The 17338-nt window shown below is 50.6% G+C and carries 12 protein-coding genes and 1 pseudogene; 6 read left to right on the forward strand and 7 right to left on the reverse strand.

The genetic code is table 11. The annotated features are described in order from the left end of the window. Nucleotides 1–15: 15 nt before the first annotated feature. Nucleotides 16–402 (reverse strand): VOC family protein, encoded by a 387-nt coding sequence (locus ACI0FJ_RS03610; protein ID WP_424299108.1) that lies wholly within the window; start codon nucleotides 400–402, stop codon nucleotides 16–18. Further along, nucleotides 399–1058, reverse strand: a complete 660-nt coding sequence (locus ACI0FJ_RS03615) for an HAD family hydrolase (protein WP_424299111.1) — start codon at nucleotides 1056–1058, stop codon at nucleotides 399–401. The genes ACI0FJ_RS03610 and ACI0FJ_RS03615 overlap by 4 nt, the downstream gene beginning before the upstream one ends. 188 nt (nucleotides 1059–1246) lie before the next feature. On the opposite strand from ACI0FJ_RS03615, the gene ACI0FJ_RS03620 reads away from it, so the two are divergent. After that, nucleotides 1247–2131: a carbohydrate kinase family protein gene (locus ACI0FJ_RS03620; RefSeq protein WP_424299114.1), complete on the forward strand. Its 885-nt coding sequence runs from the start codon at nucleotides 1247–1249 to the stop codon at nucleotides 2129–2131. A 254-nt stretch (nucleotides 2132–2385) separates the two neighbouring features. Continuing rightward, nucleotides 2386–3600: pseudogene (locus ACI0FJ_RS03625) on the forward strand (IS5 family transposase); the annotation flags it as partial. A 111-nt stretch (nucleotides 3601–3711) separates the two neighbouring features. On the opposite strand, the gene ACI0FJ_RS03630 reads toward ACI0FJ_RS03625, so the two are convergent. Beyond that, complete coding sequence (locus ACI0FJ_RS03630) at nucleotides 3712–5532, reverse strand: diguanylate cyclase domain-containing protein (protein ID WP_424299117.1); 1821 nt, start codon at nucleotides 5530–5532, stop codon at nucleotides 3712–3714. Between the two features lie 254 nt (nucleotides 5533–5786). Here ACI0FJ_RS03630 and ACI0FJ_RS03635 point away from each other — a divergent pair, with 254 nt between their 5' ends. From ACI0FJ_RS03635 to lhgO, 4 genes are read left to right on the forward strand one after another with little or no spacing between them, the layout of a single operon-like run. Then, nucleotides 5787–6689, forward strand: a complete 903-nt coding sequence (locus ACI0FJ_RS03635; RefSeq protein ID WP_424299120.1) for a DMT family transporter — start codon at nucleotides 5787–5789, stop codon at nucleotides 6687–6689. A 1-nt stretch (nucleotide 6690) separates the two neighbouring features. Further along, nucleotides 6691–9912, forward strand: a complete 3222-nt coding sequence (locus ACI0FJ_RS03640) for a UvrD-helicase domain-containing protein (protein WP_424299121.1) — start codon at nucleotides 6691–6693, stop codon at nucleotides 9910–9912. Then, nucleotides 9912–12881, forward strand: coding sequence for a PD-(D/E)XK nuclease family protein (locus tag ACI0FJ_RS03645; protein ID WP_424299124.1), 2970 nt, complete (start codon nucleotides 9912–9914; stop codon nucleotides 12879–12881). Before ACI0FJ_RS03640 ends, ACI0FJ_RS03645 begins: the two co-directional genes overlap by 1 nt. A 10-nt stretch (nucleotides 12882–12891) precedes the next feature. Further along, nucleotides 12892–14094: an L-2-hydroxyglutarate oxidase gene (gene lhgO, locus ACI0FJ_RS03650; protein ID WP_424299126.1), complete on the forward strand. Its 1203-nt coding sequence runs from the start codon at nucleotides 12892–12894 to the stop codon at nucleotides 14092–14094. Here lhgO and xerC read toward each other — a convergent pair. The 4 genes from xerC to ACI0FJ_RS03670 are packed head-to-tail and all read right to left on the reverse strand — an operon-like array spanning nucleotide 14091 to nucleotide 17171. Continuing rightward, the gene (gene xerC / locus ACI0FJ_RS03655; RefSeq protein WP_424299129.1) at nucleotides 14091–15038 is read right to left on the reverse strand and encodes a tyrosine recombinase XerC; all 948 of its coding nucleotides are present in this window, start codon (nucleotides 15036–15038) and stop codon (nucleotides 14091–14093) included. The two genes, lhgO and xerC, sit on opposite strands and share 4 nt — an antisense overlap. Then, nucleotides 15001–15963 carry a GGDEF domain-containing protein gene (locus ACI0FJ_RS03660; RefSeq protein WP_424299132.1) on the reverse strand — a complete coding sequence of 321 codons (963 nt, stop codon included), beginning with the start codon at nucleotides 15961–15963 and terminating at the stop codon, nucleotides 15001–15003. Before ACI0FJ_RS03660 ends, xerC begins: the two co-directional genes overlap by 38 nt. Before the next feature lie 9 nt (nucleotides 15964–15972). Beyond that, nucleotides 15973–16812 carry an HDOD domain-containing protein gene (locus ACI0FJ_RS03665; protein ID WP_424299134.1) on the reverse strand — a complete coding sequence of 280 codons (840 nt, stop codon included), beginning with the start codon at nucleotides 16810–16812 and terminating at the stop codon, nucleotides 15973–15975. Then, nucleotides 16809–17171, reverse strand: a complete 363-nt coding sequence (locus ACI0FJ_RS03670; protein WP_424299137.1) for a hypothetical protein — start codon at nucleotides 17169–17171, stop codon at nucleotides 16809–16811. Before ACI0FJ_RS03670 ends, ACI0FJ_RS03665 begins: the two co-directional genes overlap by 4 nt. Between the last annotated feature and the right edge of the window lie 167 nt (nucleotides 17172–17338).

Raw genomic sequence — 17338 nt, forward strand, 5'->3', positions numbered from 1 at the left:
CAATAATACAAAAAATCAGGATGTAATTTCCAGCCGGTTCCCATCTGGATCAAGCACCACACTTTCATAATACCCATCCCCCGTTTCCCGCGGTCCTTCAACGATAGTAAAGCCGTCACTCCGAAGGCGCTCAGTAAGTGAGTCCACCGCCTGTCTACTTCCTGTGCAAAATGCGAGATGCGCAACCCCCAAATACTCCCCAGAAAAAGCTCCCTTTGTACCAATGGAAGGATTGTGCATAATTTCCAATCTTGCGCCCGTGGAAAAGCTTAAAAAATAGGAAGAAAACTCTTTATTTTTATTCAAGTAGATCTTTCCATAGCTGGCATCAAAATAACGGACATAAAACTCTTTGCACCGTTCAAGATCGGCAGTCCAAAGTGCAGCATGCTCCAACTTCACGCTCTCTCCTCCAGCTCTAGAATTTCAACAACTTGCTCAAGCCTATCGACCCAATAATCGGCAGCACTCAAATCCTGCTTTCCAGAATTTGGATTTCGATAACCAACACAAGACATACCTGCCGCCTTTGCTGCAGTTACTCCATTATAGGCGTCCTCGATAACCAGACATTTTTCAGGAGGAACCCCTATTTTTTCAGAAGCAAGTAGAAACAAATCAGGGGCAGGTTTTGCTTTTGCTGTATCATTTGCCGTCACAACAACTTGGAAGTGATTATTCAGTTCAAGCAAACTAAGGACCTTATCTACTGCAGACCTATTATTGGATGACGCCACGCCACAAGTCAGATTGCGGGAAGCAATGCACTTAAGGATCGCGTCAAGGCCAGGCGATCTTTGGGCCTTTCCCGGCACGTCAAGCTGCTCCAAGAATATTTTGATCTGTTCAAGAGCCAAGGTGGCTGGGGGGTGGGCCAATCCATAGTTTTCAACCGCGTACTGCCATTGATTAATAGAAGATCGCCCAATAAATTGCTCATACTCCTCAGTGCTCATATCGATTTTAAGCCTCTCTGCCATGATAAAAAAAGATTCCTTGTGCAGTGGCTCTGAATCTATGATGACCCCATCCATATCAAAAAGAACTGCTTCAATCATTTATGACTCCAGGGAACATCCGCCATGCAGACGGATTGTCTTCCAGTTCGAATTTACATAATGTCCCGTCAATTCAAGACGAAATGGCAGTTAAGATACCTGCAATTCAGTTATAAGTACCTTTGTGCTCCGCTAACATACGCCCTGGCAGTGGGCAATCGTCCTCGCCATGGCACAAGGAATGCAACATGCTTAATTTCCTAGCGTTAGGGCTTGGAGAAATTTTGTGGGATATACTTCCCGAAGGGCGAAAGCTGGGGGGAGCGCCTGCAAATTTTGCTTTCAACGTCAAGGCATTAGGCGGGCAAAGCCTGACAGCTTCCCGAGTTGGGGACGATGCACTGGGGCACGAGGCTCTTTCAATTTTGTATGAACACGGTATGGACACGTCCGCCGTCACTCTGGACCCTGTTCACCCCACCGGACGCGTAGATGTAATTTTAGACGACCAGGGGGTGGCAAGCTATCATTTCCCGAACAATGTTGCCTGGGATTTTTTGGAGCTTGCTCCCACTCTACCTTCCGTTTTACCTAAGGTTTCCGCTGTCTGTTTCGGTTCCCTGGCTCAGCGCAACGAAACATCACGTTCCACTATACGTGATGTTCTGTGTCATATTCCGAAAAATGCTCTAAAATTATTCGACATAAATTTACGGTTGTCATTTTATACCAGTGAGATCATAGAATCTTCCCTACAGCTGGCAAATGTGCTCAAAATCAACGAAGAGGAGCTGAATATTCTGCGGCCCATGTTTGGTCTACCCTCTTCTGACATAAATGCCATGCGAACTCTTTGCGAACGTTACGGTCTGCACTGTGCTGCATGTACGCGTGGTGACAAGGGAAGCCTTCTGGTTACACCGGATTCAACAAACGATCATCATGGTGAACACCCACGTTCCATCGTGGACACCATAGGCGCTGGAGATTCTTTTTCCTCGGTGCTGGCCTATGGATTGTACTTGGGGTGGGACCTAAAACGCATCAATGCCCACGCCAACAAAGTTGCAGCCTATGTTTGCACCCAAAGCGGCGCTATGAATCCACTACCAGCAGCGCTTCAAATGAAATAGAAAAGCCATGTCAGCACTTCCGAGTTTTTCTGGTAGCAACACCAGTGAAAACTAAACCACGGGAGGTCGACATGGTATTTCATTACAACACAAGAAGATTCAAAAACATTCTCCTACTTAGTCGGGCCTGAAATATCTCTAGTGGATTGATTTTTATTAACAATTCTCCTTGTACAATGTAGTATTTTCGACCAGAGAACGTTGTGAATTCGTATAAAACCGGTCGAAATGATGCAGCGAATGGCGGGAGAATCATGAGGGCAAAACCCAAAAAACAGCCGCAGGGTACGTTCCTTTACCCAGACCTTCTGGACCAGCTCAATCCGAAGGCTCCGCTCCTTCAATTGGCGAGGAGAATTCCCTGGGGGCGATTCGAGGAGGAGTTCGCCGGACTCTACAGCGACCAAGGTCGGCCAGCCAAGCCGACCCGGCTAATGGTCGGGCTGATGCTGCTCAAGCAGTTGGAGAATCTGAGCGACGAACGGGTCGTGGAGGCATGGACGCAAAATCCCTACTACCAGGCGTTTTGCGGTATGACCGAGTTCCAGTGGAAGCTGCCTTGCGATCCCACGGATTTGATCTATTTCCGCAAGCGCATTGGCGAGGACGGGGCACGACTGATTTTCGAGGTCTCCGTGGAACTGCACGGTGATGACGCCAAAGAACGAGAGATCACGGTGGATACCACGGTCCAGGAAAAGAACGTAACCTTTCCTACCGACCTGAAGCTTTTGACCAAAGTCATCGAGGGCTGCCGTAAGATCGCGGACAGCGAAGGCGTCGGTCTACGCCGCAGCTTCAAGCGCACGCTCCCCAAGCTTCGGCTGAAACGGATGAAGATGGCCAAAAAGGCGAGGAAGATGCGGACAATGGCTGGTGCCTTGATCCGTGAACTCCGGCGCAAATTGCCGGGCGAAGCCCTGGGCCGCCACCAGGAGCGACTTGACCTGTACGAGCGGGTCAAGGACCAGAAACGAAGCGACAAGAATAAGGTCTACAGCCTACACGAACCCGATATTCTCTGCATCTCCAAGGGTAAAGCGCACAAGCAGTACGAGTTCGGGCGCAAGGCGTCCATCGCGGTCACAAAAACTACGGGTATCATCGTCGGCGCGATGTCGTTCAACGAGAACGTCTACGACGGCCATACGTTGCCGGATGTCCTCGAACAGTGTTGGGAGGTCACCGGGGTCTGTCCGTCCATGGCGATCTGCGACCGAGGCTACAGGGGCCTGAATCAGGTCGGTGACACGCAAATCCTCATCCCAAAGCCTCCGAAGAAGAAGGACACACCGTACCAGCGCCTTATGGCGCGGCTCCGCTTCCGCCGTCGGGCGGCTATCGAGCCGGTGATCGGCCATCTCAAACACGATCACCGCATGGCCCGGAGCTATCTCAAGGGCGCGGTCGGCGACGCCATTAACTTGTTTATGGCCGCAGCGGCGTTCAACTTCAGGAAGTGGATGCGGAAAATCGGAGAGTTTTTTGCGCTCTTGGCGTTTCTGCTCCTCGGCAAAGACTCAAGCCGACGGCTGGCGGAAAATGTGGCGTAGAAGCTGAAACGGGTTTTTCAGGCCTGACTACTTAGTCAAACGACAGACGACCTTGTCAAAAACCTGAAGATTCGCCTTGCCCTGCTCTTTGGCCTGCAGAAGAGCCATATCCGCCTGCTGAAACAAAACCTGAACATCCAGCCCCTGAGTCGGAAACAAGCTGATGCCGATGGAGACGCCTATATGAACAATATGGGCATCCAGCTCGAACGGCTGGCCTATCGCCCAAATAATACGTCTTCCAACTCGTTCAATTTCAGCCATGTGGGCAGGTGCTGTAAGAAGAATTCCAAATCCATCTCCGCCAATTCGGCCAAGTAAGTCGCCCCCTTGAACACAATTTCGAATACGCTCGGCAGCCATACGCAAAACAGAATCACCTGCTTCCAGCCCAAGAGTCGTGTTCACAGAGCGAAAGTCATCCAAGTCCAGTAGCAGCAAGGCCATAAGTTGCGATTCGTCTTCCGTGCCGGCAGTTTCCTCAATGGTCAGGCGCATGTCCTCGAGCAATCTTGGACGGTTGGAAAATCCGGTAAGAACATCTCGCCGAATGTAAGACGTTAGATTCTTTTCATCCTTGTCCTCGATTGTCGCATCGGTAAACTGCCAAAGATGACGTTTTTTTTGTTCATTGATCCCCAAGGAACGATAAGCCAAGGATATGCTCCGGCCATCCCGCATGGTAAAACGTTCCGACGTAAGGTCGCTTGCCGCAGCAATTATTTCCTCCGTACGGGAGACAAAGGCCTCGGGCTCAGCAAAAAGGGAACTGACTTCCTGAACCAAATCATGGGTTGGCATCCCCGGAAGTAGTGTGGGACTTTCAAATAGTTCGAACATATTGGAAAATTGCGAATTAGTCCGAACAATCTTTCGCGTCTCGTCCTCGATAAGCACTCCGGAGTCAATCCCTTCCAAAAGCGCGTCTAGAATTCTTTGGGCGGCCATATTATCCACGTTTTTCGTTGCATGGATGAACGCTTTGGCAATGATCTCCCCGGCGATCTTGAGCAACCCTATTTCATCCTCGGTCCATCCCCTCTCGTCGCGAACGGATTCAAAGGCCAGAAATCCCATGGGGTCCGGCCCGTTGGTGACAGACACAGCGATCATGGAGCGGGTTCGACGTCCATGCATCCATTCACGTTCGGATTTGGCTTCAACAGGCAAGCCTTTAGGCGTGTCGATAAGAACGGTTTCAAATATAGTCAGCCTGTCCCAAAGCCAGGGCATATGCTGCACGGACATGCTTTGATCTCTTCCAAGAGGTGACTCCATCCCCAAACCAGTCCATTCGGCGAAAGGGAAAAAAACAGCGAGGTCGTCGGAAAGCAAAAAGAGTACGCAGCGATCCACTTGGCAAAATTCTCCCAACCGCTGCAGACACTCATCAACAGCATACCCTGTATTTTCAGGGGCCAAGTTGAGAAAAAGCCCGGAAAGTGAAGCCACCATTCGCTCTGTCTGCACTTGACGTTTCAGGTGTCTTTCCACCTGCTTGCGTAGACTGATATCACGCAGGGAGCATAGGTAGGCAGTGTCTTCTCCCCAGTCTATTTCGACCGCCTTTATCTCTACCAAGGTTCGCTGTCCTTCAGTTCCATGAAGGTCCATCTCCGTAGGTGGACCAGGTGAAACCGTATGCTGCAAGGGGTTTCCAAGTATTTCGCTGGTCGGTCGTCCGAGGATACCGGCCCCGGCAGGATTAATGAATGCGACCTGCCCGTTCTCGTGAACAATGGCCACGCCGTCGGGTAGACGCATAATTATATCGTCTGGAGTAGTCTTTAAGCTGCGGGCTTCTTCTGGCTGATCGTTACGGACATTTGTATTTGCGTTATTTTTCATTTCAACCGTCCTGTTGAAGAAATCCCCATGAAAATATTTTCATAAGACCGAACAACTCACTCACTCTCTCCGTATGGGATGTGAAAACGAAATTCGGTCCTTATTTTCCTTCTAGCACCGAGACGACTAAAAAACAACGCAGACATGTTAATCATGCCGTCATTTGTACATGCGCTCCGCATGATGTCTCTTTGCTTTGCACAAAGCTTGATGTACCGTGTACAGCCAATCTGTTTTGCTTGAGGAACTGAATTATGCGCTTAAAAGGCTACCTTTTTGTCTGTATTGCCGCCACCATGTGGGGACTTATCGGCCCTGTTGCCAAGATAGCCTTCGCAGCAGGCATGCCTCCGCTTGAAACCGCCTTTTGGCGTACATCAATTGGCTGGGTATTTTTTGCTCTGCATGCGGTGTGTACTCGCAAGATCCACGTAGACGCCAACGACATGCCCTGGGTTGGAGCCTTTGGAGTCGCAGGTATCGCAGGTCTTTTTGGGTGCTATGTCGTCGCAGTAGATCATGGAGGAGCTGCGCTTGCGGCAGTTCTTCTTTATACGGCTCCGGCCTGGGTCGCCATCATGTCGCGTCTTTTCTTTGGGGAAGCAATTACCCCGGCAAAACTGATAGCTTTGGTCGTAACCATGCTTGGAGTAAGCGGGGTTTGCTTTGGCCCTTCGTTGATGGATCCTTCCAATGAAACGCTGAGAATATCTCCTGTGGCCATCGTTTTTGGACTGCTTTCCGGCTTCAGTTACGCGCTTTATTATATTTTTGGAAAAAAATTCGAAGGCCGATATACGAGTCCCACATTATTTCTCTACGCCATGCCAGTGGGAGCATTTGTTTTAGCGCCTTTTTTCAAGTTTGCCTCCCATCCTCCCTCGGCCTGGCTGGCGGTAATCGTACTAGGCCTTTTTTCCACGTACGGGGCGTATCTCATTTATTACATGGGGCTTAAGCACCTGGAAGCTACGAGAGCCGCCGTAGTTGCCACCATAGAACCCGTGGTCGCCGCCTTTCTTGCCTATTTTATGTGGAATGAACAACTCAGTGCAGTCGGGTACTTGGGAAGCATACTTATTTTGACAGGCGTCGTGATAACGGTTTTGGAAGGAGAGCACCGTTTGCTCAAGAATCGTAAAAAATTGGGCGGATGAAATGCAAAACGAAAATTCCGCACGACTTCTCCAGGTCAAAGCGGCGGCAGGCTCTGGGAAAACATACAGTCTAACGTACCGTTTTCTAACTCTCCTGGCCCAAACCAGCAGACAACAGCATGCTCCTGTGTGCATGAGTTCGGCGTCTGTAGAATTTTCCTGGGACGAAATCATGGCCGTTACCTTCACCAACAAAGCGGCCATGGAGATGAAGGAGCGTATTGTCCGTGAGTTGAAGGCCAGGGCTTTGGGACTGGAAGGCGCCGCGCCAGTTCAACTGTCCTCCCATCGGGCCGTCCTCCTGCTCGAAGACGTTTTGCGCCGCTACAGCAGATTAAATATCCGAACCATAGATAGTCTCCTCAACCTTATTGTCCGTCTTTTTGCTCTTCCCTTGGAGCTGGACCCGGACTTTGACCTTCTCTTTTCTGAAAAGGATATCTTTGACCCGGTATACAAGGAATTCATCCAAGATATCGGAACCGATCCTGAAAAAACGGACCAACTTGAGCAGGCGGCCTTGACGCTCATCCGCCATGACCAGAGGGCAGGATTCTGGCTGGCCAGTACAATACGTCAAAGGCTGTCAGCTTTAGTCGAAAATTTTGACCTGCAAGCAGCCCTCAGTATTGTCACAAGGCAAGAGGAAATTGCCCAAGCTCTGCAGCTCCCCTACGAAAGATTTCACAAGGCATTGAACAATCTGAGCACTCTGCTTGCGGAACACAAGATTCCTATCAACAAGCATTTTGATAACTTTCTGGGCAAATGCCGTGACGCAAAGCTTTTTGACGGACCACCTGAATCGGCAATGATAAAAAAGGAAAGCCTTTGCGATTGCGTTCTCAGCAAGGGCAAAGCACTGGTGAATGAGGAAGAAGAAAAGGCCTATCAAATTCTCCAAGTAGCCTATGCCACATATAATAGACAGTGTGCGGTGCTCAGCGGGGCATATTCTTGGGCACCTTTGGCCGAACTAGCCGAAAACCTCCGACAGGCAATGGAAAACTACCAGATTGAAGAAGGCGCGGTCTTATGTGCGTCCCTGGGACACCGGGCAGCAGACCTCTTGTCTGGCGGCTTTGCCGTTGCCGAAGCATTCTGCAGATTGGGCAACCGACTGCACCACCTGCTCATAGATGAATTTCAGGATACAAGCCGCGATCAGTGGCAAGCCCTGCTGCCCCTGGGGGAGGAGTGCCTTTCCAAGCTTGGAAGCCTGTTCTACGTCGGCGACATAAAACAAGCCATCTACGGCTGGCGTGGTGGCGATGCCGAACTGTTTGCAGAGGTTGCCCGTCTTCCCGAATTGGCAGGCCCGGCTGGCGGAGCATTCTGCGCTCCTCTGGACACCAACTGGCGCAGCTGCAAAAATATCGTCCGCTTCAACAACGATTTTTTTACCAGCCTTTCACGTCCTGATCACGCGGACGACATTGCCGAAAGGATTTTCCCAAAAGCTGAACAAAGTGTTCGAGACACCTTTGCTCAGGCGCTTGTAAGCAATTTTGCCGACAGTACCCAAAAAATAGCCGAAAAGAATGAACAGACAGAAGGATACGTACGTCTGCAGCGTCTTCCCGGAGGAAGGCGCGAAGAAATAGACGAGCAGACCGAAGCAGCCTTTAACAACTTGTTGAGTGAACTTCGACAGCGACATGCCGAACCATCTTGGGGAGATGTTGCGGTTCTTGTCCGAACCAATACGCAGGCACTGCAGGTGAGTCAGTGGCTTGTGGACGAAGGGATTCCGGTTATTACGGAAAATAGTCTCCGTATGGGCAGCCATCCTGTTATCGCACAGTTGATCGCCTTGTTGAGCTTTATTGACCGCCCGGAAGACGACCTTGCTTTTGCCACTTTCATTTCCGGCAAGGACGTCTTTCTTGCAGAAACCGGGATGAACCATTCTGAAATAATGGAATGGCTATCCACCTCGCCCAAACGTCCTTTGTACCTGGCTTTCCGGAATGATTTCCCAGAGGAATGGGCGCTAATAGAACCTTTATTCGCCCATGCAGGAATTATTGGTCCATACGATATGGCAGCAGAAGCCATCCGGGCTTTCCGCGTTTTGGAACGTCGTCCCGGAGACGAACTGTTCATCAGGCGCCTGCTGGAACTAGTTCACCAGGCGGAAGAAAACAAAATGCCAAGCCTGAGCCGCTTTCTGGATTTCTGGAAGGAACAGGGAACAGAAGAAAGCGTTCCACTTCCGCAAGGAATGAATGCCGTTCAGGTTATGACCATGCACAAGGCCAAAGGGCTTGAATTCCCTATCGTGATTCTTCCTTTTTTAGACTGGAGCATTCCTCGGCTGGACAGAGAACTCGCTGTTATCCCGATAGAAAACGAAGCATATGTAACGTCTCTGTCACGCAATGTAGGAGAAGCATACTGGGACAAGATGTTGGAGATCGTCCAGGAGCAATGTAATTTGCTGTATGTGGCTTTCACTCGTCCGCGCAACGAACTGTACGGCTTTTTCCCCGCAGAACGTGGCAGTAAAAAGCCGAGTCCGATTCTGGAAATTCTTCAAAGCTATTTGGGAGAGGACTTGGATGACGAAATATTTGAAGCTGGCGTTTGCCCAGTAGCGGACAGTTCCGCTTTTTTCTCCTTGGAAAAGGTTCCTTCATCATCTCCCATAATCGACGAACGGCCTCTTTCTGAACGCAATGAACCCTACCAGCCCATGTCGTGGCTGCCGAGATTGCGGGTTTACAGGAACCTGGAAGATGCCGACAACTGGCGCAATCGCCAACGTGGTGAAATTGTGCATAAGGCTCTGGAATATCTTCTGGACTTTCCAGAAACAGAACAGGCTGTAAGTCAGGCTGTAAGCTTGGCAGTAGATGACTTTCCTTTGTCATCTTTACAACGCCTGGAGCTTTCTTCGCAAACCGAGAAGCTTATCCAGTGGCTGCTTTCCCGCGAAGACATGCGCTACTGCCTTCGCCACGGCAGGCCGGAAGCTGAAATCCTCGGGGCTGACGGACGCCAACATCGTGTTGACCTCTTATGCTCCACGCCCACGGGGCCGGTGGCTGTTGAGTATAAAACCGGCAAACCATCTCCAGACCACCATGACCAAGTTTGCCGTTACCTCGGTTTGCTGGATTCCTTACCGGGACGGGAGGAACGAGGAGTAGCACCTGCTAGAGGGCTTATTGTCTACCTGGATAGACGGGAAGTCGTCGAGGTAGAGGGAGGGAAAGCCTGATGCAAGCTCAAACAAATCCCATACATCTTTTTTCCTGGACCGAAGATTTCATTCCGGCTGTGGGGAATTTCATACAGGAAAATTGCCAAGGTCCGCTTGATGAAGCTTTGATTATACTGCCCCACCGTCGCGCCGCACGATATTTGACGAATCATTTCAAAGAGTCAGCAATTGCTTCCAGGTCGGTATTGCTCTCCCCCACCATGCTTTCTCTGGAAGACTTTATCCGATGGGGGCTTCGCCGCATAGGACATGTAGGCGACGATAATTTCAATGGCATTCGCAGCCTCTCACGTCTGGATCAGACGTTTGCACTCCATCAGGTTGTTTCCACACTCCCTGGAGGATTGTCTGTAAGCTCAGATATTACAGCCATGGACATGAATCGCTTCCTGCCTTGGGGCATTCGCCTCGCCGGGGTTATGGAAGACTTTTTTCGGCAGGACTTAACACCTACCAACCTGAGTAACGTTGGTGGAGAAGTCGCCGACTACGCGGCCCTGCTCCTTTCCAGATTGGGCGATATTTATGTCCGCTACGAGCAAACCTTGGCGGCAAAAGGATGGACAACTCCTGGACTGCAATGCCGCACTCTGGCTCGACAGGCCGAAATTCTGGCGCAATCACTTCAGGATAACGACGTGTTTATCGCCGGATTTTATGCACTGACCGGATGTGAAGACACTCTTTTTCATCGGCTGTGGGACTCAGGTGCGCACGTCATCTGGCACAGTGATCCTGCCTTGTGTGGTGGGCACAAGGCCCACTGGGGCTGTGCCGAACATGATCAATGGAGCAGACGCTGGAAAACCCGCCCGATATGTGATTCGAGAGCCATCAAGGCGACTACAAAAATACCGTCCGTACGATTTATCGAAGGGTTTGATCGCCATTCCCAGCTAGCGGCTTTACAGGACGAACTGGAAATCGCAGTCTCCCAGCAAGGTTCCGCTGCCGTGGTTTTACCGGATACCGGTCTTTTGGCCCCGCTGTTGCGTCATCTTCCTGATAAGGATGTAAACATCAGTATGGGGTACCCTTTGGAGCGCTCCGCACTTTTTGCACTTTTGGACCTTGTTCTGGAAATCCATCTGCAGCGTGAAAAGCATGGGGCATATCCCTGGAATTTATTAACAGAATTCGTGCGACACCCTTTTCCTGGCCAACTAGCTGGAGACAAAGGAGATTTTCCTTTACGCCCATTTCTCAGGACAATGGATCGGGTTTTACGAGAACGTGGACGAGACATGGATCTGGACGATCTGGTCAGCGTTGCCCTTGATCGACTTACATCAACAGATGAAGCCATTTCAACCCTGGTTTTTAAGGAATTACTTGAATTCTTTTTGCAGGCATTTTTCAAAGCATACGAGGGCATAAACACTTTAGCCGATTTGGCCGATGCTCTGCGCCAGACAACCAGTCTTCTTTTGGAAGGCTGCGCGCCCATTTGGAAACAACGCCTGATTGATGCCGAATGTCTGTACCGGACACTTATTGAAGCAGTGCCTATGCTGGGCACAGGCCTGGGCCAGGATGTCTCCCTCAAACCCGATATTCTCTATTCACTGGCACGGCAGGTCATGCGAGGACAAAGCGTTTCCTTTGAACCGGAGCCGCTAACCGGACTTCAGGTCCTCGGACTTCTGGAAACCCGTCTGCTCTCTTTTGACAGACTCTATATTCTTGATGCCACAGAGGATAAACTTCCCGGATCTGCTGATCACGATCCGCTTTTGCCGGACACATTGCGCCAGCATCTTTGTCTGCCATACAGCCGCGAGCGCGAGCATGTAGCAGCCTACAACTTTTATCGGCTTCTCATGAGCTGCAAGGAAGCAGTCATCTGCTATCCCAAGGGCGAACACAAAGGTGTCTTGGATAGTGCACGATTGCGCAGTCGTTTTGTTGAACAACTTCTTTGGGAAAAAGAAAAACAAATTGGACGAATTCTGGCCCCGGATACAGACCCCGCTTTTATTCGCAAGCAGTACACGTTACCTCCATTAACCAGCCTCCCTGTGGGGATTGTTCCTGGTCCCAATGCGCGCAAAAGAATCCATAAACTTGTGCAGGCCGGCGTGTCGGCAACTCTGTTGGACACGTATATGCGTTGCCCAAAATTGTTCTTCCAACGCTATGTGTTGCGACTTGAAGCCTTAAAGCAGGCTAATCCTGATGGTGACAAGCCAGAGTTTGGCAAGCTTATGCACGATGTGCTCAGACGTTTTTTTACTGCATCGGTCGGCGTGGACACCGACCTCTCTGAATTGGCTGTAGGCGATATTATAGACGAATTCCTTTTGGGGCTGGAGGATGCTGATTTTTTCAAACAAATGGCCCCAGATGCTCAGATTCTGCTACGTCTGACGGGGCGCGAACGTCTGAAAGAATTTATAAAACGTCAGCCTCGTGCACGAATACACTTCCTGGAAAAACAACTTAATATGACATTTCCTGTACATGGTGCAGAACAGGAGACACAGCTTATTCCAATACGCGGAACAATAGACCGTTGTGACCTGCGAACAATGCCCGAAGACGGGATGTACATACTGGATTACAAGACCGGATCCTCCCCGAAATCGTCTTCCGACGTATGGGAAAACGAGGATCTCTGGGCGGAAGTCCAACGTGCCCGTCCGGAGAATGCTTCAGACCCGGAACTCTTGGCCCGTGTCAACAAAGCTGTGGGCTCAGTTCAACTTCCCTTGTATTGCCTGCTGTACAAGGCAAACTTTGATACGCCCCTCATCAATGCAGGCTGGATCAACCTGGCCGAAAATGGACAGGAGACCTTCCTCTTTTCAAACAAATACGAAACGGAAGTCCGTGAAGACATCGTGGATGTCCGCTTCCCCATGCTCCTGGAATATCTGTTGCGCCACCTCTTGAACGTCAACGTCTTCGAGCCGGTACAAGGCTCACATTGCGCATGGTGTGATTTTTCCCAATCCTGCGGTCTGTAAAAGGGACGCCATGAAACATGCCAATATCATTATCTGCGGCGGAGGCATTGTCGGGTTAACAATTGCCCGTGAACTCCTCAAACGCGGACATGAAGACATCATCGTTCTGGAAAAAGAAAAATCGTTAGGCAAACATGCCTCAGGGCGCAACAGCGGTGTACTGCATACCGGCGTTTACTACGCGCCGGACACGCTCAAAGCGCAAACCTGCCTTGAAGGTAACCATCTGCTGCAGGCGTATTGCCTTGAACGTGGGTTACCGCTCCAAAAAACCGGCAAAGTCATTGTAGCCACCGAACCAGATCGCCTTTCCACACTGCAGGAATTGTATCAGCGGGCCAAAACCAATGGGGCAAAGATAAACATTCTGGATGTCAAAGAGTTACAGGAGATCGAACCCAATGCCTGCACGTTTGAGAAAGCTCTTCTGTCCCCAGAAACCTGCGTGTTTTCTCCAACAGCAGTCCTGGAATCCGTGGTCGAGGAGCTCCACGCTTCAGGCAAGGTCTTCGTGCTTACAGACCACAAGGTCAAAGCCATCATCCCAGGACGACGAATTCTGCATGCCACAAGGGAACGCTATGAATATAATTTTCTGATCAATACATGTGGGGCCTATAGTGACAAACTGGCCCACGCTTTCGGGCTGGGTTCGCAGTACGCCATACTTCCCTTCAAAGGCTTGTATCGACGTCTCAAGGCCGGATGTAATGAACTGGTAAGAGGAAGCATCTATCCAGTCCCGGACATTCGTAATCCGTTCCTGGGCATTCACTTCACGAAAGGAGTGGACGGCACCGTGTATATAGGGCCGACTTCAACTCCTGCTTTTGCCAGAGAAAACTACGGTATCCTCCAAGGACTGGATTGGGAGGCTCCGCTTATTCTGGCAAGGGACGCCATGCTTTTTGCCACCAATGCAAAATTTCGGGCCATAGCTTTGAGCGAGCCCTTGAAATACTATTTCCCCAATTTTTTCAGAGATGCCAAGAAACTGGTCAAGAAGCTGGTGCCAGACAATGTGGAGGCATCTTCAAAGGTCGGTATACGTCCACAGCTGGTGGACCTGAAGAAACGAGAACTGGTAATGGATTTTCTTGTGGAAAGGAATGAGGACTCACTTCACGTGCTCAACGCCATTTCCCCGGCGTTCACAGCCTCCATGTCGTTCGCCCGCATGGTGACAGACAAGTACCTGGGTAATGTGGTTTAGTCCTTTTCCGTTTTTGAAAGGCCAATGGCACGGGGATGTGTTTTGTCGTAGACCTTGACGAGCCGAGTCAGATTAAGGTGCGTGTAGCGCTGAGTCGTGGAAAGACGCTCATGCCCCAGCAATTCCTGCACGCTGCGAAGGTCTGCCCCGGATTCCAGCATATGCGTTGCAAAAGAGTGGCGTAATGTGTGAGGGCTGATTCCTTGCGGGAGCCCGGCCAGAGCCGCCATTTTTTCCAAAATACGATTCGCCTGGCGGCGATTCAACCGCCCTCCACGCACGCCAAGAAATAAGGCCTGTTCAGACGGTTCGGGATCGAAAGCCTGACGCTGATCCAAATACTGGTTCACACGCCGTACGGCTGAATTCCCCATAGGAGCCAACCGTTCTTTAGAGCCCTTCCCCAAAATCCGCAGCACGCTCGAGTCTGCGTCGAAATCATTGATGTCCAGGTTAAGAGCTTCACTGATACGCAGTCCTGCACCGTAAAGAAGCTCTGCCAAGGCCAGATCGCGCACCCCTTCAGGTCCGGCCTCCACCTTGGCTTCCATCAAGGCAATCGCTTGATCCACATTCAGAGCCTTGGGGTGACGGATGTCCTGTTTGGGATTGGAAACTCCGGCAACAGGATTGGAAGAAGCCAAGCCCTTGGACAGGAGAAACTTGAAATAGGTGCGCAAAGACGACAACTTACGGGCCATTGACGATTTTTTCACCCCCTTCCTGTGCAAATCCGCCAAATACCCGCGTACATGGTCGCGAGTAAGAGAATTGGGCTGGGCGAGGGTTGCCTTTCGAGAAGCCAAAAAGACCTGAAACTGGATCAGATCACGCTCGTATGCTGCAAGCGTGGCATCGGAATATCCTTTTTCGACAGCCAGATGCCCCAAAAAGGCCCCGACCGAATCAGGAATCGCAGTTTGATTTGCGTCTATCAAGGACATAGCAGCTCGTTTCTATTTCTTTGGCTTTCTTTTTCAGCCCCATGGCTATTGCCGATGCTTCACCATAGTGCTTAAGCGATCCATTACAGTTGAACACAACAGCCAGCGAAATCGCCATGATTGGGAACTCTCGAATATTTCCCTGCCGGTCGGTAGAACAAATACGTCCCCGCTCCCGGTCGTCATGGTCGTAAAAATTGGGAATGATTTGGTCAAACGTCGCGATAAGGCGTTGGCATGCTTCTTCAATATGCTTTGGCGGCATTATAAAGACAAAGTCGTCGCCGCCCACATGGCCCACGAACGACGCCGTTCCACCAAAACCACGTACCGTGTTTACGATAACCCGGGCAGTCATCATAAGCGCCTCGTCGCCCCGAGAAAAACCATACTTATCATTGTAGGATTTGAAATAATCCAAGTCCACATAAGCCAGCGCGAAATCTTCCCGTCTATCAATAAGATCCTGAATACGCTGAATAATGGAAGTGTTTCCAGGCAATTTGGATAGCGGATTGGCGTCCAGGCTGCGTAAGGCACGAGAAATAGTCAGGCAGATCCGGGAACGTGCTTCAGCTGCTCCCACCGGCAGTAGAAGAAAATCATCCGCTTCGATGAGGCTGAAATCCATCCCTTTTTCAAGATCTTCAGGAGGGAGGCAAAGCATGACTGGCAACTGGCGGTAGACATTCTCGCTTTTCACCATGGAGGCTACTTCCGCTCCGCTTATATCAGTAAGACGATTATCAGCAAGAAGTAAATCCGGCGGTTCATTAAACAGAGCCTCCACAGCGGCAGTTGCCCGTCTGTAGTGGGTCCACTCCATCACATCCGGTGGAAAAAGCCCGTAAATAAGCTCCCGCAGGCTGTCGTCGTCGGTGATGAGAATGGCATTTTGTTTTCTTGGGAACATGCAGCTTTCCATGTCACCACCTTATGAAAAGGACATGTCGGCAATTTCCACAAAATCTTCGCCCAACGTATCCATCACTGGCTCCAGATCCTTCATGGTCACCTTGAGCAATCGCAACGCTTCCGGCCGTAGATAGGGAACATTGTTGTCCCCCCCGCTTCCGTATTCAAAAACACGCACCAGCACGTCACCTATGTGCACAACTGCGGCATGTTGTGGGTACAAACGGGCCAAATGGGGCTTGTGATGATACGACATGGCTTCTTTGAGATTGGGCGGCAGGTGCCAACTGTCGGCAAGCCACGCGTTGATACGATCATGTCCAAATCCGAGCACTTCCCTCTCTGCGGCAAAATAGGTGATGTCCTTTTCCTTCACCACTGCCAAGACCTGATCGCGCAGTTCGGGAATCTGAACCGCCGTAACGACCTTGCCAAGGTCGTGCAAAAGTCCGGCCACGGAGTATTCTTCCGGATCCTTGAGCCCTGCAGCCTGAGCAATGCCCTGGCAGGCCATGGCACAAGCTATGCTGTGCTCCCACAGCCCTTTCATGGCTTGCACCATCATATCAAAAACGGAGGTGGAAATAATCAGGCCTTTGATAACATTGAACCCGAGCAGTACAAGCGCGTGCTGCACCGTGGCGATACGGCCTGGAAAACCATAGATGGGCGAATTCACCATCTTAAGAACTTTGGCGGAAAGGACTTGATCGGTAGAAATAAGCTTGGCGATCTCCTCAATAGACGCACCGTCGTCTTCAACCAACTTGGTTACCTTGTCCAAAACCGAAGGCAAGGTCGGCAGGCTTTTGACTTCAAGTACAACGTCTCTTGTTTCGCTTTTCAGATCACCGCTCATTCTTCACCTCCAGCATCATTCTCGTCCTCGTTCGATGCCGCTGCCATTTCGGAAGAAGCCTTGAAAGCGAAATAACGCTTGAGGAATCCCTTGACCTTGCACATCCAAAGATCCTGACCATGCATACGGAACAGATAGTCCAATTGTTTTATGCGCTCCGCTGCTCCGGCTGAGGCATTCCCCATATCCACGGGATTACCTTTGACCACGATACGGTCGATCTTCATATTTTCCAGACGAAAGATGAGTGAGTCCGTCAACTCCGTACCGTCTGCCATTATAACCACGCCGTTTTCACGAGCGACCGGTTTGCCCAGCACCATTCCGGACTTGGCCAAATTCAAAGGGATTTTCTGCATGTAAGATTATCTCAAATATAGTTGCCGATTTTTAGACAGAATGGTTTCAACACAAAGGCTTCCAGGCGCAAAAGCAGTTTGCTGGTTCGAGGACACGCCCGTTTATCGCATCTGAAAAGTGAATTCTTTCCTGGGGTACATGACGCTCTCGCCAGCGCTAAAAGCGC

This window comes from Desulfovibrio sp. 7SRBS1 (assembly GCF_049723905.1).
Taxonomy (GTDB): domain Bacteria; phylum Desulfobacterota; class Desulfovibrionia; order Desulfovibrionales; family Desulfovibrionaceae.

Coding starts and splice junctions, on each gene's coding strand:
- ACI0FJ_RS03615 (WP_424299111.1), bottom strand. CDS start 1,058: ATGATTGAAGCAGTTCTTTTTGATATGGATGGGGTCATCATAGATTCA.
- ACI0FJ_RS03620 (WP_424299114.1), top strand. CDS start 1,247: ATGCTTAATTTCCTAGCGTTAGGGCTTGGAGAAATTTTGTGGGATATA.
- ACI0FJ_RS03630 (WP_424299117.1), bottom strand. CDS start 5,532: ATGAAAAATAACGCAAATACAAATGTCCGTAACGATCAGCCAGAAGAA.
- ACI0FJ_RS03635 (WP_424299120.1), top strand. CDS start 5,787: ATGCGCTTAAAAGGCTACCTTTTTGTCTGTATTGCCGCCACCATGTGG.
- ACI0FJ_RS03640 (WP_424299121.1), top strand. CDS start 6,691: ATGCAAAACGAAAATTCCGCACGACTTCTCCAGGTCAAAGCGGCGGCA.
- ACI0FJ_RS03645 (WP_424299124.1), top strand. CDS start 9,912: ATGCAAGCTCAAACAAATCCCATACATCTTTTTTCCTGGACCGAAGAT.
- lhgO (WP_424299126.1), top strand. CDS start 12,892: ATGAAACATGCCAATATCATTATCTGCGGCGGAGGCATTGTCGGGTTA.
- xerC (WP_424299129.1), bottom strand. CDS start 15,038: ATGTCCTTGATAGACGCAAATCAAACTGCGATTCCTGATTCGGTCGGG.
- ACI0FJ_RS03660 (WP_424299132.1), bottom strand. CDS start 15,963: ATGGAAAGCTGCATGTTCCCAAGAAAACAAAATGCCATTCTCATCACC.
- ACI0FJ_RS03665 (WP_424299134.1), bottom strand. CDS start 16,812: ATGAGCGGTGATCTGAAAAGCGAAACAAGAGACGTTGTACTTGAAGTC.
- ACI0FJ_RS03670 (WP_424299137.1), bottom strand. CDS start 17,171: ATGCAGAAAATCCCTTTGAATTTGGCCAAGTCCGGAATGGTGCTGGGC.